This window comes from Streptomyces sp. NPDC093225 (assembly GCF_044753805.1).
Lineage (GTDB): Bacteria > Actinomycetota > Actinomycetes > Streptomycetales > Streptomycetaceae > Streptomyces.
Genome location: NZ_JBIVNX010000039.1, coordinates 41,082 through 62,887, shown reverse-complemented (window position 1 = coordinate 62,887; position 21,806 = coordinate 41,082). Strand labels below are relative to the sequence as shown.

At 74.5% G+C, this 21,806-nt stretch carries 20 protein-coding genes; 9 read left to right on the top strand and 11 right to left on the bottom strand.

Annotated features, from left to right (window positions below):
* Positions 1-56 precede the first annotated feature (56 nt).
* Positions 57-1,958: an ABC transporter transmembrane domain-containing protein gene (locus tag ACIQCH_RS28650; protein WP_402585528.1), complete on the top strand. Its 1,902-nt coding sequence runs from the start codon at positions 57-59 to the stop codon at positions 1,956-1,958.
* Positions 1,955-3,736 (top strand): ABC transporter ATP-binding protein, encoded by a 1,782-nt coding sequence (locus tag ACIQCH_RS28645; protein ID WP_402585526.1) that lies wholly within the window; start codon positions 1,955-1,957, stop codon positions 3,734-3,736. Before ACIQCH_RS28650 ends, ACIQCH_RS28645 begins: the two co-directional genes overlap by 4 nt.
* An 80-nt stretch (positions 3,737-3,816) precedes the next feature.
* On the opposite strand, the gene ACIQCH_RS28640 is transcribed toward ACIQCH_RS28645, so the two are convergent.
* The 3 genes from ACIQCH_RS28640 to ACIQCH_RS28630 all read right to left on the bottom strand — a co-directional run bounded on the left by ACIQCH_RS28640 (position 3,817) and on the right by ACIQCH_RS28630 (position 7,114).
* Positions 3,817-5,049: a hypothetical protein gene (locus ACIQCH_RS28640; protein WP_402585524.1), complete on the bottom strand. Its 1,233-nt coding sequence runs from the start codon at positions 5,047-5,049 to the stop codon at positions 3,817-3,819.
* 240 nt (positions 5,050-5,289) lie between these two features.
* Entirely contained in the window at positions 5,290-6,138 is an 849-nt protein-coding gene (locus tag ACIQCH_RS28635; protein ID WP_402585522.1) for a DUF4253 domain-containing protein, read from the bottom strand.
* 184 nt (positions 6,139-6,322) lie between these two features.
* Positions 6,323-7,114 (bottom strand): metal-dependent hydrolase, encoded by a 792-nt coding sequence (locus ACIQCH_RS28630; protein WP_402585520.1) that lies wholly within the window; start codon positions 7,112-7,114, stop codon positions 6,323-6,325.
* 145 nt (positions 7,115-7,259) lie between these two features.
* Here ACIQCH_RS28630 and ACIQCH_RS28625 point away from each other — a divergent pair, with 145 nt between their 5' ends.
* From ACIQCH_RS28625 to ACIQCH_RS28615, 3 genes are read left to right on the top strand one after another with little or no spacing between them, the layout of a single operon-like run.
* Positions 7,260-9,773, top strand: coding sequence for a DEAD/DEAH box helicase (locus ACIQCH_RS28625; protein WP_402585518.1), 2,514 nt, complete (start codon positions 7,260-7,262; stop codon positions 9,771-9,773).
* Positions 9,774-9,816: 43 nt separating this feature from the next.
* Positions 9,817-10,695, top strand: coding sequence for an acyl-CoA thioesterase (locus ACIQCH_RS28620; protein ID WP_402585516.1), 879 nt, complete (start codon positions 9,817-9,819; stop codon positions 10,693-10,695).
* Positions 10,696-10,701: 6 nt separating this feature from the next.
* On the top strand, positions 10,702-11,109 hold the full coding sequence (locus ACIQCH_RS28615; RefSeq protein WP_402585514.1) for a YchJ family protein: 408 nt from the start codon (positions 10,702-10,704) through the stop codon (positions 11,107-11,109).
* Here the strand turns inward: ACIQCH_RS28615 and ACIQCH_RS28610 are convergent.
* Both ACIQCH_RS28610 and ACIQCH_RS28605 read right to left on the bottom strand, forming a co-directional pair.
* Positions 11,026-11,922 (bottom strand): DUF6397 family protein, encoded by an 897-nt coding sequence (locus ACIQCH_RS28610; protein WP_402585548.1) that lies wholly within the window; start codon positions 11,920-11,922, stop codon positions 11,026-11,028. The two genes, ACIQCH_RS28615 and ACIQCH_RS28610, sit on opposite strands and share 84 nt — an antisense overlap.
* Before the next feature lie 121 nt (positions 11,923-12,043).
* Positions 12,044-12,436 (bottom strand): roadblock/LC7 domain-containing protein, encoded by a 393-nt coding sequence (locus ACIQCH_RS28605; protein ID WP_402585512.1) that lies wholly within the window; start codon positions 12,434-12,436, stop codon positions 12,044-12,046.
* A gap of 96 nt (positions 12,437-12,532) precedes the next feature.
* Between ACIQCH_RS28605 and ACIQCH_RS28600 the strand changes: the two genes are divergently transcribed.
* Entirely contained in the window at positions 12,533-12,961 is a 429-nt protein-coding gene (locus tag ACIQCH_RS28600; RefSeq protein WP_402585511.1) for a PPOX class F420-dependent oxidoreductase, read from the top strand.
* Between the two features lie 92 nt (positions 12,962-13,053).
* On the opposite strand, the gene ACIQCH_RS28595 is transcribed toward ACIQCH_RS28600, so the two are convergent.
* The 5 genes from ACIQCH_RS28595 to ACIQCH_RS28575 form a co-directional block, all read right to left on the bottom strand.
* The gene (locus ACIQCH_RS28595) at positions 13,054-13,674 is read right to left on the bottom strand and encodes a GTP-binding protein (RefSeq protein ID WP_402585509.1); all 621 of its coding nucleotides are present in this window, start codon (positions 13,672-13,674) and stop codon (positions 13,054-13,056) included.
* The gene (locus tag ACIQCH_RS28590) at positions 13,674-14,090 is read right to left on the bottom strand and encodes a DUF742 domain-containing protein (RefSeq protein WP_402585507.1); all 417 of its coding nucleotides are present in this window, start codon (positions 14,088-14,090) and stop codon (positions 13,674-13,676) included. The genes ACIQCH_RS28595 and ACIQCH_RS28590 overlap by 1 nt, the downstream gene beginning before the upstream one ends.
* 16 nt (positions 14,091-14,106) lie before the next feature.
* A complete protein-coding gene (locus ACIQCH_RS28585; protein ID WP_402585506.1) occupies positions 14,107-14,550 on the bottom strand; it encodes a roadblock/LC7 domain-containing protein in 444 nt (147 codons plus the stop codon).
* Positions 14,547-17,375, bottom strand: a complete 2,829-nt coding sequence (locus tag ACIQCH_RS28580; RefSeq protein WP_402585505.1) for a nitrate- and nitrite sensing domain-containing protein — start codon at positions 17,373-17,375, stop codon at positions 14,547-14,549. Before ACIQCH_RS28580 ends, ACIQCH_RS28585 begins: the two co-directional genes overlap by 4 nt.
* 100 nt (positions 17,376-17,475) lie before the next feature.
* Positions 17,476-18,291, bottom strand: coding sequence for an MHYT domain-containing protein (locus ACIQCH_RS28575; protein ID WP_402585503.1), 816 nt, complete (start codon positions 18,289-18,291; stop codon positions 17,476-17,478).
* Positions 18,292-18,458: 167 nt separating this feature from the next.
* On the opposite strand from ACIQCH_RS28575, the gene ACIQCH_RS28570 reads away from it, so the two are divergent.
* Positions 18,459-19,058 carry a class I SAM-dependent methyltransferase gene (locus ACIQCH_RS28570; RefSeq protein WP_402585501.1) on the top strand — a complete coding sequence of 200 codons (600 nt, stop codon included), beginning with the start codon at positions 18,459-18,461 and terminating at the stop codon, positions 19,056-19,058.
* Here the strand turns inward: ACIQCH_RS28570 and ACIQCH_RS28565 are convergent.
* A complete protein-coding gene (locus ACIQCH_RS28565) occupies positions 19,049-19,990 on the bottom strand; it encodes an oxygenase MpaB family protein (protein WP_402585499.1) in 942 nt (313 codons plus the stop codon). The two genes, ACIQCH_RS28570 and ACIQCH_RS28565, sit on opposite strands and share 10 nt — an antisense overlap.
* Positions 19,991-20,225: 235 nt before the next feature.
* Here ACIQCH_RS28565 and ACIQCH_RS28560 point away from each other — a divergent pair, with 235 nt between their 5' ends.
* Positions 20,226-21,131: a hypothetical protein gene (locus ACIQCH_RS28560; RefSeq protein ID WP_402585546.1), complete on the top strand. Its 906-nt coding sequence runs from the start codon at positions 20,226-20,228 to the stop codon at positions 21,129-21,131.
* Between the two features lie 184 nt (positions 21,132-21,315).
* Positions 21,316-21,780, top strand: coding sequence for an SAM-dependent methyltransferase (locus ACIQCH_RS28555; RefSeq protein ID WP_402585497.1), 465 nt, complete (start codon positions 21,316-21,318; stop codon positions 21,778-21,780).
* Positions 21,781-21,806 lie beyond the last annotated feature (26 nt).

Genomic DNA, 21,806 nt, shown 5'->3' with positions numbered 1-21,806 from the left:
CGGTTCCCGGAAGGCGAACCTTGCGTGGTTTGGAACCCTTCGAACCATGGGGCGTCATGCAGATCAGCGATCTCCCGTACCCGGATCCCGGCGTACCCGATGCCCGCTCGGGGCCCCGGTTCCTGTGGTGGCTGGGGCGCGGCCAGCTCGGCGGACAGCTCAAGAGCCTGGCGTGGGGCGTACTGCACCACGTGGGCATCGCGGGACTGCCCTTCGTCGTCGGCACGGGCGTGGAAGCCGCCGTGGACCGCGACGGCGGCCGGCTGGTGCTGGTGGGCGCGCTGCTGGTGGTCTGCGGCATCGCGATCTCGCTCGGCGACACGATGCTGCACCGCACCGCGGTCACCAACTGGATCACCGCGGCGGCCCGGGTGCAGCAGCTGCTCGCCCGCAAGACCGCGCAGTTGGGCGCGGCGCTGACCCGGCAGGTGGCGGCGGGCGAGGTGGTGGCCGTCTCCACCGGCGACGTGGAGAAGATCGGCTGGTTCGTCGAGGCGGTCTCGCGGTTCCTGGCCGCCGCGGTCGCGGTGGTGGTGCTCTGCGTGGGACTGCTCGTGTACGCCCCGGCCCTCGGCGTCGTCATCGCGATCGGCGTCCCGGTGCTGGCGCTGGCCGTGCTGCCGCTGCTGCCGCGGGCCACGAAACGGGCCGACGCGCAGCGGGAGAAGGCCGGGCGGGCGACCGAGCTGGCGTCCGACACGGTGGCCGGGCTGCGCGTGCTGCGCGGCATCGGCGGCGAGGAGCTGTTCCTGGGCCGGTACCGGGAGGCCTCTCAGGAGGTGCGCGCGGCCGCGGTGCACAGCGCCCGGATGTGGGCGGTCATCGCGGCGATCCAGGTGGTGCTGCCGGGGCTGCTGCTGGTGACGGTGGTCTGGTACGGGGCCTCGCTCGTCCGGGACGGGCGGATCGCGGTCGGCGAACTGGTCACCGTGTTCAGCGCGGTGGCCGTCATGAACTACCCGCTCCGGCACTTCGAGGAGATCGCGATGGCGTACTCCTTCTCCCGTCCGTCCGCGAAGCGGGCGGCGCGGGTGCTGTCCCTGACGCGGACCGACGCGGAGGCCGCCGCGGCCGGGTCGGGCACGGAGGCCGGCGCGGCCGCGGCGACCGCCGTGGGCTCCGCCGCGGACGTGCTGGTGCTGCCCGACGGCCCGCAGCTGCCCGAAGGGGACCTGTACGACCCCGCGACCGGCGTCCTCGCTCCGGCGGGCGACCTCACCGCCGTCGTCTGCGGCGACCCCGACCTGGCCGGACGCCTCGCCGCACGGCTCGGCGGGCATCCCGCCGAGGCCGCGGGCGATCCGTCCGTGCTGCTCGGCGGCGCGGCACTCGACGAGCTGCCGCTGGCGGCCGCCCGGACCTGCGTCCTGGTGCAGGACAAGGATCCGGTGCTGCTGTCCGGGACCTTGCGCGAGCTGCTCGACGTACCGGGCGCCCGGCACGTCCCGGCGGCCGACGCGCTCGCCGCCGCGCAGTGCGGGGACGTGCTGGACGCGCTGCTGCAGTCCGCCCCCGACGGCGTCACCGACCCCATGGACGCGCGCATCACGGAGCGCGGCCGGTCGCTCTCGGGCGGCCAGCGCCAGCGCCTGGCGCTGGCCCGGTCCCTGGTGGCCGACCCGCAGGTGCTGGTGCTGGACGAACCGACCTCCGCGGTGGACTCGCACACCGAGGCGCGGATCGCGGACGGGGTGGCCCGGCTCCGGGCCGGGCGCACCACCGTGGTGCTGGCCTCCTCGCCGCTGCTGCTGGACCGCGCGGACCGGGTGGTCCTCGTCCACGAGGGCCGGGCCGCGGCGGTGGGCACGCACCGGGAGCTGCTGGCGGGCGACCGCCGCTACCGGGCGGTGGTGACGCGCGAGACCGACGAGGAGCAGCGCCTCGCGGAACCGTCCGACCCGCACGTCCCCGACGGACGGGGACGGGAAGAACTCACCGGGATCGAGGAATCGGCATGATCGGCGTGGCACCCCCGGCCCATGACCCGGCGGCCCCCGAGTCGGCCGCCACCCTGCCGGTGGGCACGCCGGCGACCGTACGGACGTACGTCCGCGGGCTGCTGCGGCGGCACCGGCGGGCGTTCGCGCTGCTGGTCGCGGTCAACGCGGTCGCCGTCGTGGCGTCCATGGTGGGCCCGTACCTGCTCGGCACGGTGGTCGACGGGCTGTCCGAAGGGACCGTGGAGCTCCACCTGCCGCGGATCGGGCTGCTGTTCGCCCTGGCGCTGGCCGTCCAGACGGTGTTCACCCGGATGGTGCGGCTGCGCGGCGCCATGCTCGGCGAGGAGATGCTGGCCGATCTGCGCGAGGACTTCCTGGTGCGGTCGGTCGGGCTGCCGCCGGGAGTGCTGGAGCGGGCCGGCACCGGCGACCTCCTCTCGCGCATCACCACCGACGTCGACCGGCTGGCCAACGCGATGCGCGAGGCCGTGCCGCAGCTGGCCATCGGCGTGGTGTGGGCCGGGCTGCTGTACGGGGCGCTCGCCGTCACCGCGCCGCCGCTGGCGCTGGCCGCGCTGGTGGCGCTCCCGGTCCTGGTGATCGGCTGCCGCTGGTACTTCCGGCGGGCCCCGTCGGCGTACCGGTCGGAGGCGGCCGGGTACGCGGCGGTGGCCGCGGTGCTGACCGAGACGGTGGACGCGGGGCGCACGGTGGAGGCGCACCGGCTGGGCCGGCGCCGGATCGCGCTGTCGGACCGGCGGATCAGGGAGTGGACGGCCTGGGAGCGGTACACGCTGTTCCTGCGCTCGGTGCTCTTCCCGGTCATCAACGTCACGTTCGTGACCATCCTGGGCGCGGTGCTGATGATCGGCGGCTACTGCGTGTTCCGGGGCTGGCTGACGGTCGGGCAGCTCACCACGGGCGCGCTGCTCGCGCAGATGATGGTCGACCCGATCGGTCTGATCCTGCGCTGGTACGACGAACTCCAGGTGGCCCAGGTGTCCCTGGCCCGGCTGGTGGGCGTGCGCGAGATCGAACCGGACTCGGGGGACCCGCGGACCGCCCCGGAGGGGCGGGACGTACGGGCGGAGGACGTGCGGTTCGGCTATCGCGAGGGCGTGGACGTGCTGCACGAGGTGTCGCTGTCGGTGCCGCCCGGCACGCGGATGGCCCTCGTCGGGCCCTCGGGCGCGGGGAAGTCGACGCTGGGCCGGCTGCTCGCGGGCATCTACGCGCCGCGGGTGGGCGAGGTCACGCTCGGCGGTGCGCGGCTGGCGCGGATGCCGGCCGAGCGGGTGCGCGAGCACGTGGCGCTGGTGAACCAGGAGCACCACGTGTTCGTGGGCACCCTGCGGGACAACCTGCGGCTGGCGCGGTCCGGCGCCGAGGACGCCGAGCTGTGGGCGGCGCTCGGCGCGGTGGACGCGGACGACTGGGCCCGGGCGCTGGAGGGCGGCCTGGACACCGCCGTCGGCTCGGGCGGTACGGCGCTCACCCCGGCGCAGGCGCAGCAGGTCGCGCTGGCGCGGCTGGTGCTGGCCGACCCGCACACCCTGGTGCTCGACGAGGCGACCTCGCTGCTGGACCCGCGGGCCGCCCGGCACCTGGAGCGGTCGCTGGCCCGGGTGCTGGAGGGGCGTACGGTCGTGGCGATCGCGCACCGGCTGCACACCGCGCACGACGCGGACGTGATCGCCGTGGTCGAGGACGGCCGGATCAGTGAGCTGGGCAGCCATGACGAACTGGTCGCCGCCGACGGTGCGTACGCGGCGCTGTGGCGGTCCTGGCACGGCTGAGCCCCGTCGGGACCGCGGTGGACGGCGGGTGCCCGGCCTTCGGGCCGGGCACCCGCCGTTCTTCCGTGCGGGCGGGCCCGCTACGAGCCGGACGTCGGCAGGTGGGCCTGCTTCGAGGCGCAGGTCCAGATCACCGGGTGCATGCGGTCGGCGGCGTCGACCGCGTACCCGCCCACCCGGTCGTCGTCGGTGACGGTGTACGCGCCCGCGTGGGCGGTGGGCGTGTTCGCGAGGCGGGGCAGGGCGAGCATCGGGCCGCTGCCCTTCCAGAGTTGGGCCTGGTGGGGCGGGGCCGTCTCGGGCGGGAAGGGGCCGATGATGCCCGAGTCGGATGCCGTGCCGACGCTCACGTCGGTCGTGGGGCTGATGTCCTCGAACGTGCCCTGGGTGCGGTCGCCGAGGTTCGGGGCGGCGGTCCTGGCGGAGTACGGCGGGAGCCAGGTCGTGCCGTTGGAGATGTCCACGTGGGTGAAGCGGTACGTGCCGGCGATGCGGCCGGCCTCGTCGATGTCCCGCGGCTCGTAGACGCTGTAGGAGTCGCCCGGGTTGACCTCCGGCAGCTCGGCCGGCGGGGCCGCCGCGTCGGCGGACCAGATCAGGGCGGCCTCGTAGCCCTCCTCGTATCCGTCCTCGTCCACCACCGCATAGTGGTTGCCGACGATCCGGCCCGCGTTGTTGATGCCGCTGACCCCTTCGAGGTACCGGGTCTGCGCGGGCACCACGAGCTCGCGGCGCAGGGTGCCGCCCGCCCATTCCAGGCCGACCTTGCCACCTCCTGGAAGGGTGCGGTAGCCGACGCTGTGGCCGTGGTCGTTGATGTCGGTGGCGCGCTCCCCGCCGGGCAGCGGGTTGGCGTGCGCGAAGCCCGGGGCGTAGCGGAACGCGCGCGTCGGGAGGCCGGGGCCCGACATGGTGCCGACCATGACGCCCCACTTGTTCACCGCCTCCACGAGCCCGGTGGCGTAACCCTTGGGAAGGGGTACGGCGTGGACCGTCTTGCCGATCCAGTAGACGGGCCGGTTCTGCGAGCGGCCGACCGAGAGGCCGAACCGGCCGATGCCCCTGACCTCGGTGGTGGCCATCCAGGGTCGCGGGTCCTCCGCGGGCCCGGGCAGCGACGCCAGGACCTTGATGCCGGGCGTGCAGGCAGCGCCGCCGACGGCCCCCACCGCGGCGGCGGTGGTCCTCCCGGCCGTCTCCCCCGCGGCCGTGCCCGCGGTCGCCTGCGCGGCCGGTGCGGACAGCGCCAGCGAGGCCAGTACGGTCCCCGCCGCCGCGAGCGCGAGTCTGCTCCTGCTCTTCGTGGTGCGCATGCTGTGTCCCCCCAGTCATGTGCGAGCCGACGGACCTGACGGCTCGTCGGCAGCCATCATGGACGCCCGGCCGACCCGCGACCACCCCGCCTCCGGCGGGTGGTGCAAGGCTGTTACGCCTCCGGCACACTGCTGCGGCCGGGTGGACGGCCCGGACGCCGTGGCCGACGCCGACCGGGCGACCCGGGGGGCGTCCGGCGGATCAGGGCCGGACGACCTCGATCCGCCGGACACCCCTGGCTAGTCCCACCACAGCGACCACATGGTCGAGCGCGCCATGCCGTCGCCGACGCCGCACGGGTCCTGCACCGTGTCGCTGCAGTAGCCCAGCAGCTCCGTGGCGGCCTGCGCCGCTCCCCGGGGGTCCAGGGGCGGTCTGTCGACGACCAGTTCCAGGTGGGGGCCGTCGGCGAGGAAAACCTCGGCGCCCCACTGCTCCCGCCAGCGCCTGAGCAGCGCCGCGTCGTCGGCCGGGGTGAGGACCCGGTCCCCGTGGCCGTGCCCGTTGGCCCCGATCAGGTGGGGCAGCACCACGGGGAGCTCATGGCCGCCGCGCACCGGTACGAAGTTGAGCCAGCGGGGACCGCCCCATCCGCCCCACGCCCGCGACACCCAGCGCGACGCCCCCGGCAGGGGATCCGCGAGCGCGGGGCCCAGCCGCAGGGCCAGCCGGTCCGGGTCCCAGTCGTCCCGCCAGTCCTCCAGGTCCTGCTCGCCGCCACCGGTGCAGTCGGTCGACCAGCGGAAGCCGGACACCACGACGGACGCCGCCCGGGCGTCGTGGTCCTGCGCCACCACACCGGCCATCCGCTCCGCGAGGGCCTCGGCGTCGACGCCCGTGTACCGGCTCGCCGCGGCCACGGCCTCCGGCGACCGCTGCGTGACGTAAGGCCACCACCCGGTCTCGCCGTACCGGCCGCGCCACTCGTCCCACGCACGGCGCGCGCCGTCCCGGGTCACCGCCACACCGATCACGTCGATGCCCGCGGCCGTCGTGGCCCGCTGCGGGCGGGCCGGGAGAAGGCGGGCGCGGAGCACGCCGAGGAGTTCGTCGGCGCACAACCGCGGCTGGTGGAGGAACGTACCCATGGGGCCAGGACCCTACGTGCGGCCCTTGGGTTCCGCACCCCGATAACTGCCGCACCGGCGACGGAGCATGGGGGCGCGCGCCGCAGCCCGGGAGCAGGGGGCGGGGCTCGCGGTCCGGAGTGGGCGGGCCAGGGGGTTGGCCGGCGGATCACGGCCGGGCCGAGGCCGGTCCGCCGGCCGCCCCCTAGATGAAGTTGAGGGCGGCGGCGCCGCCGGCGCCGCCGAGGACCAGGAAGGCGGGCATGAGGATCTTGAGCTCCACCCAGCTGCCGGCGCGGAAGCGCATCCCCTTCGGCGGGCCCAGCGGGTACCAGCGCTTGCCTGCTATCGGGATGGGCCACAGCACGGGGCAGCCTGAGACGGTGAGGGCGTCGCCCAGGTCGTGGACCAGGGCGCCCAGCACGATCGGCAGGCCGAGCCACAGGTACTCCTGGCCGGGGCCGGTGAAGAGCCAGTGCGCGCCGTTGCCAGGCTGGTCGAGCACACCCGCGAGGATCCACGCGCTGGTGGCGCCCAGCAGCCACACGAGGATGTCGCTGGACATCCGGGCGGCCCGCCACAGCAGCCCCTCGACGGCCAGGACGAGGTGGACGAAGAGGATGGCGAGGACGCCCCAGCGGTCCGCGGTGGCGGCGATGGCGGAGGCGCCCGCGCCGATCAGCACGGCCCACAGCCAGGTGTGGGTCAGCGTGCGGTGGCCGCCGGAGCGGCGCGGGTCGCGCGGGGTGCGGGTGGCCTTGTAGACGGAGTACGAGACCTTGTCGACGACCTCGCACAGCCCTCGCGAGAGGGGGCCGAAGGCCCGCGAGACGGTGGCGGCCTTGTGGTCCAGGTCGGGCGCGAGCGCGGCGCCGGCGCAGACGAGCGCCCCGACGACCAGGACGGGCCAGGGCATGGGATGGCCCGCGGCCGCCGTCGCGGCCCCCACCCCCAGCCAGGCCGCCGCCCCGGAGAGTGAGTGCGCCGGTCCCATCATGCTCGTCCCGCCCCCAGTGAAGTGTTGGTCGGGCCCGTGCGGCGGTCGCGCCGCACGGCCCGGCTGACGGCACAGCGTACCCTCGGTGATCTTCAGGCCGTCCGCCGGTTCCCCCTTCCGGGGTGAAGCCAGGCAAGATGGGGTCGTGACCCTCATTGATCAGCTGCCGAGCGACGCCGACCCCGATGCCCTCTTCGAGGCCTTCTCCACCTGGGCCGAGGACCAGGGCATCACCTTGTACCCGGCTCAGGAGGAGGCGCTGATCGAGGTCGTCTCCGGCGCGAACGTGATCCTGTCCACCCCGACCGGCTCCGGCAAGAGCCTGGTCGCCGCCGGCGCGCACTTCACCGCGCTCGCCCAGGACAAGGTCACCTTCTACACGGCCCCCATCAAGGCACTGGTGTCGGAGAAGTTCTTCGACCTGTGCAAGCTCTTCGGCACCGAGAACGTCGGCATGCTCACGGGCGACGCCTCCGTCAACGCCGACGCCCCCGTGATCTGCTGCACCGCCGAGGTGCTCGCCTCGATCGCCCTGCGCGACGGCAAGAACGCGGACATCGGCCAGGTCGTCATGGACGAGTTCCACTTCTACGCCGAGCCCGACCGCGGCTGGGCGTGGCAGATCCCGCTGCTGGAGCTCCCGCAGGCGCAGTTCGTCCTGATGTCCGCGACCCTCGGCGACGTGTCCCGCTTCGAGGAGGACCTCACCCGGCGCACCGGCCGCCCGACGTCCGTGGTCCGCTCCGCGACCCGGCCCGTCCCGCTGTCGTACGAGTACGTGACCACCCCCATCACCGACACCCTGACCGAGCTGCTGGAGACCAGGCAGGCGCCGGTCTACATCGTGCACTTCACGCAGGCCCAGGCGGTCGAGCGGGCGCAGTCGCTGATGAGCATCAACATGTGCACGCGCGAGGAGAAGGACAAGATCGCCGAGCTGATCGGCAACTTCCGCTTCACCACCAAGTTCGGCCGCAACCTCTCCCGGTACGTGCGCCACGGCATCGGCGTGCACCACGCGGGCATGCTGCCCAAGTACCGGCGCCTGGTGGAGAAGCTCGCCCAGGCCGGCATGCTCAAGGTCATCTGCGGCACCGACACCCTCGGCGTGGGCGTCAACGTCCCCATTCGCACGGTGCTGTTCACCGCGCTGACCAAGTACGACGGCAGCCGCGTGCGGACCCTGCGCGCCCGGGAGTTCCACCAGATCGCCGGCCGGGCCGGCCGGGCCGGCTTCGACACGGCCGGCTTCGTGGTCGCCCAGGCCCCCGAGCACGTCATCGAGAACGAGAAGGCGCTCGCCAAGGCCGGCGACGACCCGAAGAAGCGCCGCAAGGTCGTCCGCAAGAAGGCCCCTGAGGGCTTCGTCGGCTGGACCGACAACACCTTCGAGAAGCTCATCGCCTCCGATCCCGAGCCGCTCACCTCGCGTTTCAAGGTCACCAACATCATGCTCCTGTCGGTGATCGCCCGGCCGGGCAACGCCTTCGAGGCGATGCGCCGGTTGCTGGAGGACAACCACGAGCCGCGCAAGAACCAGCTGCGGCACATCCGCCGGGCCATCGCGATCTACCGCTCGCTGCTCGACGGCGGTGTGGTCGAGCAGCTCGACACCCCCGACGCCGAGGGCCGCACGATCCGCCTCACCGTCGACCTCCAGCAGGACTTCGCCCTCAACCAGCCGCTGTCCACCTTCGCGCTGGCCTCGTTCGACCTGCTCGACCCGGAGTCCCCCTCCTACGCGCTGGACATGGTCTCCGTCGTCGAGTCCACCCTGGACGACCCGCGCCAGATCCTGGGCGCCCAGGAGAACAAGGCCCGCGGCGAGGCCGTCGCGGCGATGAAGGCCGACGGCGTCGAGTACGAGGAGCGCATGGAGCGCCTCCAGGAGATCTCGTACCCCAAGCCGATGGAGGAGCTCCTGCAGCACGCCTATGACGTGTACCGCAAGAGCCACCCCTGGGTGGGCGACCACCCCGTCTCGCCCAAGTCGATCATCCGCGACATGTACGAGCGGGCGATGACCTTCACCGAGTTCACCTCCTTCTACGAGCTGGCCCGTACCGAGGGCATCGTGCTGCGCTACCTGGCCAGCGCGTACAAGGCGCTGGACCACACCATCCCGGACGACCTGAAGTCCGAGGACCTCGAGGACCTCATCGCCTGGCTGGGCGAGCTGGTCCGCCAGGTGGACTCCAGCCTGCTGGACGAGTGGGAGCAGCTCGCCAACCCGGAACTGGAGTCCGCCGAGGAGGCCCAGGAGAAGGCCGACCAGGTCAAGCCGGTCACGGCGAACGCGCGCGCCTTCCGCGTGCTGGTCCGCAACGCCATGTTCCGCCGGGTGGAGCTCGCCGCCCTCGACCACGTCGAGGAGCTGGGCGAGATGGACGCGGAGTCCGGCTGGGACGCCGACGCGTGGGGCGATGCCATGGACGCGTACTGGGACGAGTACGACGACCTGGGCACCGGACCCGACGCGCGCGGGCCCAAGCTGCTGTCGATCGAGGAGGACCCGGCGCACGGTCTGTGGCGCGTCCGCCAGACCTTCGCGGACCCGAACGGCGACCATGACTGGGGCATCAGCGCCGAGGTCGACCTCGCGGCCTCCGACGAGGAGGGCCGGGCCGTGGTCCGGGTCACCGCCGTCGGCCAGCTCTGATCCCGACCGACCGCCGGAACCCGACAGCAGTGGAGATCCCCTGATGACGAACCCCGCCGAGAGACTCGTGGACCTGCTCGACCTGGAGCAGATCGAAGTGAACATCTTCCGCGGGCCCAGCCCGCAGGAGTCGCTCCAGCGCGTCTTCGGCGGGCAGGTCGCCGGCCAGGCCCTGGTCGCGGCGGGTCGCACCACCGAGGGGGACCGGCCGGTCCACTCGCTGCACGCGTACTTCCTGCGCCCGGGCATCCCGGGCGTGCCGATCGTGTACCAGGTCGAGCGGGTCCGCGACGGCCGGTCCTTCACCACCCGCCGGGTCACCGCCGTGCAGCAGGGCCGCACGATCTTCAACCTCACCGCCTCCTTCCACCGTCCGGAGGAAGGCAGCATCGAGCACCAGCTGCCTCCTCGCCATCTCGTGCACCCGGACACGCTCCCGAAGGTCGCGGACGAGATCCGCGAGCACCTGGGGGCGCTGCCGGAGGCGCTGGAGCGGATGGCCCGCCGCCAGCCCTTCGACATCCGCTACGTCGACCGGCTCCGCTGGACGCCCGAGGAGATCAAGGACGCCGATCCGCGCAGCGCGGTGTGGATGCGCGCGGTCGGGCCGCTGGGCGACGACCCGCTCGTGCACACCTGCGCACTGACCTACGCCAGCGACATGACCCTCCTGGACGCCGTGCGCATCCCCGTCGAACCCCTCTGGGGCGTGCGGGGGTTCGACATGGCCTCGCTCGACCACGCCATGTGGTTCCACCGCCCCTTCCGCGCCGACGAGTGGTTCCTGTACGACCAGGAGTCGCCGATCGCCCACGGCGGACGCGGCCTGGCCCGCGGCCGGATCTACGATCTCGAGGGCCGGCTGCTGGTCTCCGTGGTCCAGGAAGGGCTCTTCCGTCCCTACGCACCCCTGAAGGACTGACCCCGCGTGCCCACGCCGTCCCCGACCGCCCCCTGCCCCTGCGGACTCCCCGCCGACTACGCGAGCTGCTGCGGCCGCTTCCACTCGGGCGCCCAGCAGGCGCCCACGGCCGAGCTCCTGATGCGCTCGCGGTTCAGCGCGTTCGCCGTCGGCGACACCGCCTACCTGATGCGGTCCTGGCACTCCACCACCCGGCCCGGGCGGCTGGAGCTGGACCCCGACCAGCGCTGGGTGCGGTTGGAGATCCTGGGCGCCGAGCGCGGCGGCCTGTTCGAGACCGAGGGCGCGGTGGAGTTCCGGGCGCACTACCGCGAGGGCGGGCACACCGGTTCACTGCACGAGAACAGCAGCTTCGCCCGCGAAGGCGGCGCGTGGGTCTATGTCGGCCCCCTCTCGCCGGTCGCCTTCGACTGACGCGCCCCCCGGCCGGGACCCGCTCGCTGCCGAGCGGGCCTCGGCCAGTGCCATCCCGAGGCTCGCCGAGTACCAGATGATCTCGTCGGGCTCGCGGGCCCGCAGGAGCCGGTCGGCGACCTCCGCCGCCGCGGGCGCATGAGGGTGCCCGTACGGGCGCGGCGGGGCGAGGACCGTGAGCAGGGCCCGCTCGGCCTCTTCGGGCACCACCAGCGCGAGGTCGGGAGGTTCCAGCAGGGCGGCGACCACGGCCGCCCGCTCCCACGGGTCGGTGGTGCGGGCCAGCAGGAGTCCGGTGCGGCGCCCGCGCCAGTTCCGGGCGCGCACGTCCGCCCCCGCGGCCAGCCGCCGCCGGTCCCGGGCCGGCAGCGGTCCCACGGCCAGACCGCGCTCCCGCACCCTGAACTCCCTCAGTTCCTGGGCGAGGTAGAGCCAGACCACCATCCGGTAGCGGTTGACGCGGTAGCCGACCGGGGTCAGGTACCCGCACTTGGTCAGGGCCCGCAATCGCTCGGTGCCGATGCCCAGCAGGCCCGCTCCCGCTCCCGTGTTGACGGTGCGGACCCGCTCGTACAGCGCCTCGGGGAAGCCCGTGCCGCCGCGGACCCGCTCGATCTCCTCCCGGCTCCAGCGCCGCGGCCCGGCGTCCGCCCGGACCAGGCCCAGCTCCGCTGCCAGCTCGAACTCGGCGCGCCGCAACCCCAGTTCCTCCGCGGCCCGGCCGGCGCCCAGCGGCACCGCCGTGCGCCGCACCGTCACCGCGCCCCTCACCTTCGCCGTGCGCATCCCATCGGCCGCGCGCAGCGCGTTCATCACGTCCACGACAGTCTCCTCCGCGAGTGGTTCGACTACTCTGCGTGAAGACCGTAGCCCGCCGTGACGACCGTCGCGCCGGCCTGTGGATAACCCGCATTCCGGCGCGCACGGGCGCGCTTCACTCGCGCGAGCGCTCCGCCACCCCGAGGTGCTCGCCCACCCGGTTGACCAGCAGCGTCATCTCGTACGCCACCTGACCGACGTCCGCTTCGGCGCCGCTGAGCACGCACAGGCTGCTGCCCTGGCCGGCGGCCATGACGAAGAGGACCCCTTCGTCGTACTCGACCATCGTCTGGCGCACCTGCCCGGCGCGGAAGTGCCGGCCGGAGCCCTTGGCCAGGCTCTGCAGCCCCGCGGAGACCGCCGCCAGGTGCTCGGCGTCCGCCCGCTCCAACCCGCCGCTCGACCCGGTGAGCAGGCCGTCGTTGGACAGCACCACCGCGTGCCGCACCTGCTGGACCCTGCGCGTCAGATCGTCGAGCAGCCAGTCCAGCTGCTTGTCCAGCGCCATGTCGTCGCCTCCCCGTTCGCGCGGTCGCCCCCGCCCCCGCGTAGCTGTTCCGCCAGCCTTCCCCACCTGGGCGTTCCCGGCAAGGAGGATGGGGCCATGGCGAACAGAATGACTCAAGAGGAATGGCGGGAGTTCGTCTCGCACGCGACCCGTACCGGCAAGCTCTCGACGGTCCGCGCGGACGGGAGCCCGCACATCGCCCCGATCTGGTTCCTTCTCGACGGGGACAGCCTCGTCTTCAACACCGGCAAGCACACTGTCAAGGGGCGCAATCTGGCCCGCGACGGCCGGGCCGCCGTCTGCGTGGACGACGACCGGCCCCCCTTCTCCTACGTGCTGCTCCACGGCCGGGCGGAGCTCACCGACGACCCTGCGGAGAAGCTGCATTGGGCCACGCGCATCGCGGCCCGCTACATGGGCGAGGAGCAGGCGGAGGCGTACGGCCGCCGCAACGCGGTCCCGGAGGAGTACCTCGTCCGGCTCCGCCTCGACAAGGTCGTCGCCGAACGCGGCATCGCCGAATAGACCGCGGAGACCGCCTGCCTCCGCTGCCCCCTGGACACCCGGCCGCCCGGCCGAAGCACCCGCCCGTCCGGGCGCCCGGCCCCGGCGGTCCGTCAGACCGCGCCCGGCCGGGCCTCCACCGCGTCGAGGAGGCGGGCGGTGTGCACGCGGCCGGCGTACTCCACCAGGCGGATCAGGACCTCCTTGCCCGAGTCCTTGTCGCGGGCGTCGCACAGCACCACCGGCGTGCCCTGCTCCAGGTCGAGGGCCTGGGAGACCTCGTGCGCGCCGTACCTGCGGGCCCCGGGGAAGCAGTTCACGGCCACCACGAACGGAATGCGCCGGTGCTCGAAGTAGTCGACCGCGGGGAAGCAGTCCTCCAGCCGCCGCGTGTCGGCGAGCACCACCGCCCCCAGCGCGCCCTGCGACAGCTCGTCCCACAGGAACCAGAACCGGTCCTGCCCCGGCGTCCCGAACAGGTAGAGGGACAACCCGGCGCGGATGGTGATGCGCCCGAAGTCCATGGCCACCGTGGTGGTGCGCTTCTGGTCGACGCCTCCGGTGTCGTCGACCAGCTCACCGGCCTCGCTCAGCTGCTCCTCCGTGCGCAGCGGTCGGATCTCGCTGACCGCGCCCACCAGGGTGGTCTTGCCCACCCCGAAGCCACCGGCCACGAGGATCTTCAGGGCGAGGGCGGCCAGTTCGCCGCCCTCCGAGCCGTCGTCCTGTCCCATCACAACGCTCGCAATCCTTCGATGACTTCACGCAGAATCCGCTCGTCCGGCAGCCGGGCGGGCGGTACCGGGCGGCTCACCCGTACGTGGCCGCCTTCCAGCAGGTCGCCGAGCAGCACCCGCACGACGCCCACCGGCAGGTCCGCCTCCGCCGAGAGCTCGGCCACGGACTGGGTCTCGGCCCGGCACAGGGACAACAGCGCCCGGTGCTCGGGCCCCAGCAGCGACTCGGCCGCCGCGTCGGTGCCGCCCGGGTCGACGACGACCAGGGCGATCAGGTCGAAGCGCACCCCGCTCGGTCCCGGCCTGGTGCGCCCGCCGGTCATCGCGTACGGGCGCACCAGGGGTCCGGCGTCGGCGTCGTACCACCGTCCGCCGCCCGCCGGGGGCGCGGCCGCGTCCCGTCCACCCGCCACGGTCCGTCCCGTCCCGTCAGCCCGCGGCCGGCGGGTGCGGGACGAACCGCGGCGGGGTGTAGAGGTGCTCCCCCACCCGCTTCACGAGCCGTGCCATCTCGTACGCGATGAGGCCGATGTCGGCGGTCGCGACGCTGAGCACGGCCAGGCACGAACCGTCCCCCGCGGCCGCGACGAAGAGGAAGCCGTCGTCCATCTCGACCATCGTCTGGCGCACGCCCCCGACCGCGAAGTGCCGGCCGGCGCCCTTGGCCAGGCTGTGGAAGCCGGAGGCCACGGCGGCGAGGTGCTCGGCGTCCTCACGGCTGAGGGCACTGGAGGCACCCACCGCGAGGCCGTCGTTGGACAGCACCACCGCGTGCCGGACCTCGCGGACCCGGACCACCAGGTCGTCCAGGAGCCAGTCCAGCTCACCGGACCTGCGGGCGGAGTCCCTGTCGACTCTGTGGTGTTCGATCACGAGCGTTCTCCTTCGGTGCCTGCATGGGTGGCTTCGTCCGCGCCCCGGGCCCAGCCCGCGCGGTAGGCGGCCATGCGGTCGCGGGCCTGCTCGGGGGTGAGGCCGGACGGGTCCTCGGGGGCGCGGGTGCCGGCCGCCGCGTCGGGCGGGGCGACCTCGCGCAGCTGGGGGACGAGGCTGGCCTGGCGTACCCGGCGGGGAAGTTCGGTGACGGTGCCGGCGGCGGTACGGGGAGCCTGGGCGGCCGGACCGCGCTGGCGCAGGGTGGTGACGGGGGCCGGCGGCGGGTCCTGGGCGACGGGAGCGGACTCCGCGCCGGGGCGCGCCGGCGCCACCTGCCCGGGGCGGGCGGTACCGCCCGGCTCCGCGGCCGGGCGCGCGGGCTCGGAACCGGCACCGGACGCGGGCGACCGCCCGGCGCGTACGGGCTCGTGGCCGCGTACGGGCTCCCCGCCACCGACGGGCGCCGGCTCGGGGACGGAACTCCGGGTCGGCTCCGGGAACGACCAGGGGACGGACTCGTCGATGCCGCCGCGGTCGGCCCCGGCGCGGTCGGCCCCGGCGCGGTCGATCCTGCCGAGGTCGATGCCGCCGCGGTCGACACCGGCGCGGTCGGCCCCGGCGCGGTCCGCCCCGGCGCGGTCGGTGCCGGCCGCGCGCGCCGGTACGGGCCGGGCGCCGCGCACCGGGATGCGCAGGTCCGCAGCCGCCTCCTCGCGCTCCTCCGCCCCGCCGGTGCGCTCGGCGGACCCCGCCGGCAGGGCGCCTTGCAGCAGGGCGGTCGGCAGCAGCACGACGGCGGTCGTACCGCCGTAGGGCGACGTGCGCAGGTGCACCCGGACGTGGTGGCGGGCGGCCAGTCGGCTGACCACGAACAGCCCGAGCCGGTCGCTGTCGAACAGGTCGAGCGCCTCGGACCGTTCGATCCGCCGGTTGGCCTCCGCGAGCCGCTCCGGGCCCATGCCGAGGCCGCGGTCCTCCACCTCCAGCACGTAGCCGTTGCCCACCGGCTCGCCGCTGACCCGGACCTTGGTGTGCGGGGGCGAGAACTGGGCGGCGTTCTCGATCAGTTCGGCGAGGAGGTGGGTGAGGTCCGCGACGGCCCCGCCGATGACTCCGGCCTCCGGCAGCCCGCGTACCTCGACGCGCGGATAGTCCTCGATCTCGGAGACCGCGGCCCGCACCACGTTCGTCAGCGGCACGGGCATGCGCCAGGCGCGGCCGGGCGCGGCCCCGGAGAGGATGATCAGGCTCTCCGCGTGGCGGCGCATGCGGGTGGTGAGGTGGTCCAGGCGGAACAGGTCGCCCAGTTCGTTGGGGTCGTCGGCGCGCCGCTCCATCGAGTCCAGCAGGTTGAGCTGGCGGTGGACGAGCACCTGGCTGCGCCGGGCGAGGTTCACGAACACCCCGGAGACACCGCTGGCCAGCTCGGCGCGTTCGACGGCGGCGCCGAGGGCCGCCCGGTGCACGGACGCGAGGGCTTCGCCGACCTGGCCGACCTCGTCCTCGGCGGGCGGACCGGCCGGGGTCTCGGCCGCCACGTCGATCTCCTCGCCGGCGCGCAGCCGGTCCATGGCGTGCGGGAGCTTGTGGTGGGCGATCTCCAGGGCTCCGTTGCGCAGTGCGACGAGCTCGACGACCAGGCCGCGGCCGATGCGCACCGAGATGACGAGCGAGGCGGCCACGGCGGCCAGGCCGAGGAGCACGGCGGCGCCCGCTCCGCTGACCAGGCCGCCGACGAGCGGGGTGGTGCGGTCGGCGGTCCGGTCGGTGCGGGCCGAGGCGGCGGTGTCGCGCATCGCGTCCGCCACCGCCCGCTGCGCGGCCTGCCAGCCCGCCGGGACCGCCTGCTTGCCGGTGGCGCCGAGGACCCGGTCCTCCGCGGCGACGAGGTCGGCGTACCCGGCGCTCTTGGCGGTGGTCCGCCAGCGGGCTCGCTGGGCGGCCGGCAGGTCGGGGGCCACGGAGTCGGTGAGGGCGCGGCGGCCCGCCGCCGCGGCGGCGAAGCGGCGTACGGTCTCGGGCGTGAGGCGGCCGTCGGCGTGCGCGGCGAGCAGCGCGTCCTCGCGGGCGAGCAGCTCGGCGGCCCGTTCGAACTCGAGCAGGACCCGCGCGTCGGCGCCCTGTGCGCCGTCCCGCCGGCCCACGAGCGCGCCCTGGACGGTGAAGGCGGCGTCGACCGCACCCGAGTAGAGGTCGAGCGCGGCCGCCGCGCTGGTCCTGCGGGCCGTGACGTCGGTGCGCGAGACCGAGAGGGCCTCGGCGCCGGCGACGAAGGAGCGGAGCCGCCGGGCGACCTCGACGGGGTAGTCACCGGCGTCCGCGACGGTGTGGCGGACGCCCAGCCGCAGGGCTGCCACGGCCGCGTCGGTACGGCGGCCCTGCGCATCGAGCGCGGCCGCGCGGTCGGCGCCGGGCGCGGCCAGGAAGCGTACGGCGGCGATACGTTCCGCCTGGAGCTCGGCCACCGTCGCGGCGACGGGCCCCCGCACCTCCGTGTCCGCCCGCTGCAGGCGGCTCAGCCGCGCCACGTCGTGGGCCGTGCCGACGGTGGCGAACGCCCACAGCGCCAGCAGGGACACCACCGGCACCATCAGCAGCGAGATGATCTTCGCGCGCACGGTCCGGGGCCGCAGGCCCGGCCGGGGCCGGCCGCCGGGGCGGTCGGCCGGTCCCCCGGCGCGTCCGGACCGGGCGGGGTCCGGGCCGGTGCCGTCCTCCGGGTGCTCCTCGGCCGGCGGGCCCGCGTGCGCGCGGCGGCCACGCGCCGCGGGCGCGGGCAGCGCGGGTGCTCCGGCGTCCGGGGTGGTGCGGGGTGTGCGCATGGGCTCCTCGTTCGGGCTGACGGTGCGGGCGGAGGGAGGGACGGGAGGACGGGGAGGACGGACAGGGCAGGGGAAGGACCGCCGGTCGTCGTGGCGACCGCTACGCCGTCCGTGCCGCGGACCCGCTCCCGACGCCCGGCCCCTGCGCCGGCACCTGGTCGCCGAGGCGCTGTGCCGAGGCGGAGGCGGCCCGCTCGTCGGCCGTCGGGGACAGGGCGACGAACGCGGAGGTGAGGAAGAGGTAGGAGCCGAGCCCCACCGCCAGCGGGAAGATGAACTGCATGGCGGTGGCCCCGGGGAGGGCCGCGTCGGAGGGGGTGACGCGGACCGCGACGGCCGTCATCCCGGTGTAGTGCATGCTGCTGACCGCGGCGCCCATGACGAGGGAGGCACCGGCGACGGCGAGCGGGGACCTGATGTTCAGCGCGGCCCAGAGGGCGGCGGTTGCGGCGACGACGGCGATCGCGACGGAGAGGACCACGGTGAGGGGGTCGTACGCGATGTCACCGTGCAGCCGGAGCGCCGCCATCCCGAGGTAGTGCATGCTCGCCACGCCGAGCCCGGTGGTGAGTCCGCCGAGGACGAGGGACCGGCCCCGGTCGCGCCCGTAGCCGACGGCGAACACCCCCGCACCGACCACCACCATGGCGCCGAGGAGGCTGAGGATCGTCAGCGGCACGTTGAAATGGATCTCGGTGCCCGTGACGCTGAAGCCGAGCATCGCGACGAAGTGCATGGTCCAGATGCCGGTGCCGATGGCGGAGGCGGCGGTCAGGAGCCAGTTGCGGCGGGAGCGTCCGGTCGCGGCGAGTGCGTGGACGGTGCAGCGCAGTCCGAGGGCGGCGCCGATGCAGGCCATCACGTACGACAGCACGGGTGTCAGCCAGCCGTAGGCGGCGTGGTCCAGGTGTCCCATGGCCCAGGGACGCTAGTCCGGGTGACGGCGCGAACAGGGGGCGCATTTCGAAAGCTGCTGGAATATGACAGGGATACGTTCGCATCCGATCACACGCGGTGCCATCGGATTCACGGAATGTATGGAACCCCCGGAGCGCCGACGGGCCGGTGCGGGATCATGGGCTCATGAGTGATGACCCGACACACGTCCAGGAGTTCTTCGGCGCCCGCGCGGCCGACTGGGACGCCCGGTTCCCCGACGACGGCCCCGCGTACGCCGCGGCCGTGGCCGACCTCGGCCTGCGCCCCGGCGACCGGGTCCTGGACGCCGGGTGCGGCACCGGCCGCGCCCTGCCCCCGCTGCGCGCCGCGGTGGGCCGGGACGGCGTGGTGATCGGAGCGGACCTGACGCCGGAGATGCTCGCGGTCGCGGAGCGCGCCGGACGCGGCGGGGCCGGGACGCTGGTCCGCACGGACGTGACGCGGCTGCCGCTGCGGGACGGCGCGCTGGACGCCGTGTTCGGCGCCGGCCTCGTCTCGCACCTGCCCGAGCCGGCCGGGAACCTGCGGGAGCTCGCCCGGGTCGTGCGCCCCGGCGGGCGGCTGGCGCTGTTCCACCCGATCGGACGGGCCGCGCTGGCCGCCCGGCACGGGCGCCGGCTCACCCCGGACGACCTGCGGGCGGAGGGGAACCTCGGCCCGCTGCTCGCCGGCGCGGGGTGGCGGCTGGAGTCCTACGCGGACGAGGAGGACCGCTTCCTGGCCCTGGCGGTACGTCAGGGCTGAGGAGCGTCCTCCGCGGCAGTGGTGGCGGCGGTGGCGGTGGCGTCGGCGCCCTTCCGTACGTGCGGGACCGGGCAGCCCCGCAGCCCCGGCACCGGGTGGGTGCCGAGCTCGGCCACGTCGTAGCCGTCGGGGTAGCCCTTGATCTCCGGGTTCTGCCGTGCGTAGTGCGGGGCGGTCCGCGGCGGGAGCAGCCGCACCGCCCGGCCGCGCAGCCGCAGCGCGCCCCGGACCACGGAGCGCAGGGCCGGGTGCGGGTCCTCGTACCGGAAGGCCCGCAGCAGCGGCTCGTCGAGGAGCGCCAGGCTGGCGGACCGCAGCGCGGGGGCGAGCGCGGCCGGGTACCAGGAGGCCATGAGGTCCAGCGTGGCGTCGGCGACCTTCCGGCCGCCTTCGTCCCAGCCGAAGTGCTCCGCCTCGTAGGCGTCGAGGAGGCGCTCGAACCCCTCGTACGAGCCCGGAACGTCCTTGATGCCCATGTGGCGCCCGAGCGTGGCGTAGTACGCGGCCGAGGCGCGCATCTCGTGCCGGGACAGCGGGCGCCAGCCGTACGCGTCGAGCCACCGCTTGGGGATCACCACGAACGTGCACAGGACGTACCGCATGTCCTCGTTGCTGATGTCGTAGCTGCGGTGCATCTGGTTGATGCGGCGCAGCGCGGTGCGGCCCTGCTCGGCGTCGAAGCCGTGCTCCACGACCGCGTCGAGCAGCAGGGAGGTGTCGTCGTAGCGCTTCTGCGCACGGTCGGTGAACTCGGCGGTCTCGGCGAGCAGCCGGCCGATGCTCGGGACGGCGTACGTCCGGTACAGCGCGAGCTCCAGGGCCCGGGTGAAGTCCCACGGGAACTCGTACGTCGCGGTGAGCCGGTAGATCGCGAGGAAGTCCTTCTCGGGGTCCAGCCGGAGGATCTCCTTGAGCCGCTCGTAGCGCTTCACCGCGGGGGTCCCCTTCTGTAGTGGAGGACCAACTCTACGTGCGGGAACCCCGTTTGGGGCAGGGCCGGCCGGCGCACCGCCGGACCGGGCCGACCCCGTCGGACCAGCGGCGGAAATCGAGACCCGCGGGCTCTCGACGCCGAGGTTACCGACTGGTTAGGGTGCGCCGACGAACACGCGACAGGAGGGACACGTGGCCAGTACGGACGAGGGCGCCGCGCAGCCGCGGGGCGACGTGCGCGAGGACCCCGCCGAGCCCGCCGGGGAGGACACCGGCGGCTCGCTCTACGTGCTGTCCGCCGTGCTGCTCACGCCGGCGCAGTTCCCGAGCGTGCTGGGCGACGACTACGTCGAGGCCTGCGCGATGCTCGGCCTCACGCCGTACGCGGAGGGCTACGGGCTCGTCCTCGGCCAGGACGGGGACGGCGCGCGCTGGACGGTGATCGTCGACGACGTCTCGCTGGTCGCGGTGGCCATCGCCTCCTGGGACTGCGGCATGGAGTACGACCTGTCGCCGGACGAGCGGACGATCGTGTCCTCCCTCGCGGGCTGGCCGATCGCGCTGGCGGTGGCGGCGCCGGGGCTGCCCGACCCGCACGATCCCGAGCAGGGCGCGGACGGCACGAACCGGGTGCCGCTGGCACCGCCCGCCGCGGACGCGTGGGGGCCGGCGCAGCGACGGCAGGGCGCCGACGAGATCGCGGTGCAGTGGAACGCGTGGCGCGCGCAGTTCGACCTGCCGACGGAGGAGGACGCGGACGCGGACGCGGCGGAAGCCACCGGGGACGGCACCCCCGGGGCCGGGACCGAGACGGGGACCGGGACCGGGGCCGACGGTGGCGCCGCACCGGGTGACGGGCCGCGGTACGGCCACGACGGTGTCCGGCGCGTGCTGGACGAGCTCCGTGCGTACACCGTCACGCCCCCGCCACCGGGGCGGATCCGGTCCTCCTTCGGCAGCGAGGAAGCGCGCACGCTGCGCGTGGACGGGCCGGGCTGGTCGCTGGTGGCCCGCACCGACGACATCGCTTTCGTCCTGCTGGACGACGAGCCGGGTGGCGTGGTCCCGATCGGCCGCGGGGCCGAACTGCCCGGGCTGCTGACGGCGTTGGACGAGATCGCGGTCCGCCCCTCGTCCTGAGCCGCGTACCGGGAGCTCCCGCGCCGATCCGGGGAAACGGTTCGGCGCAGACCGGGACGGGAGTGCCGCCGGCCCTGCATGATCACGGGGACAGGCCGCCGCGGGCGCGGGCGGGCGGTGCGTACGCGCGCGCGCCCCCACCCGCACCCGCCGGACGGCACGAACGGTCGGTGGAGGGCGCGACATGACGCAGGTGCAGTGCGAGGCCGTGGCCACGGTCGTCGGTGGCCGGACCGACGTGGTGGACGACGACTGGGACCGCGAGTCGGCGGTGCTCCGGTTCGACGGCGACCGCTTCGGACCGGAGGCCCTCTTCGGGCTGGCGGACTTCTCCCACATCGAGGTCGTCTACCACTTCGACCGGGTCGACGCGGACCGGATCGAGAGCGGCGCCCGGCGCCCGCGCGGCAACCCGGACTGGCCGCTGGTCGGCATCTTCGCCCAGCGGGGCAAGAACCGCCCGAACCGGCTGGGCGTCTCCCGCTGCCGCGTGCTGAAGGTCGACGGACTGGACGTCCACGTGACCGGTCTCGACGCCGTCGCGGGCACACCCGTCCTGGACGTCAAGCCGTACATGGCGGAGTTCGGGCCGCGCGGCGAGGTCCGGCAGCCGGAGTGGTCGCACGAGCTGATGCGGGACTACTACTGACGGCGGCCGGGCGGTTGGGTCGGCCG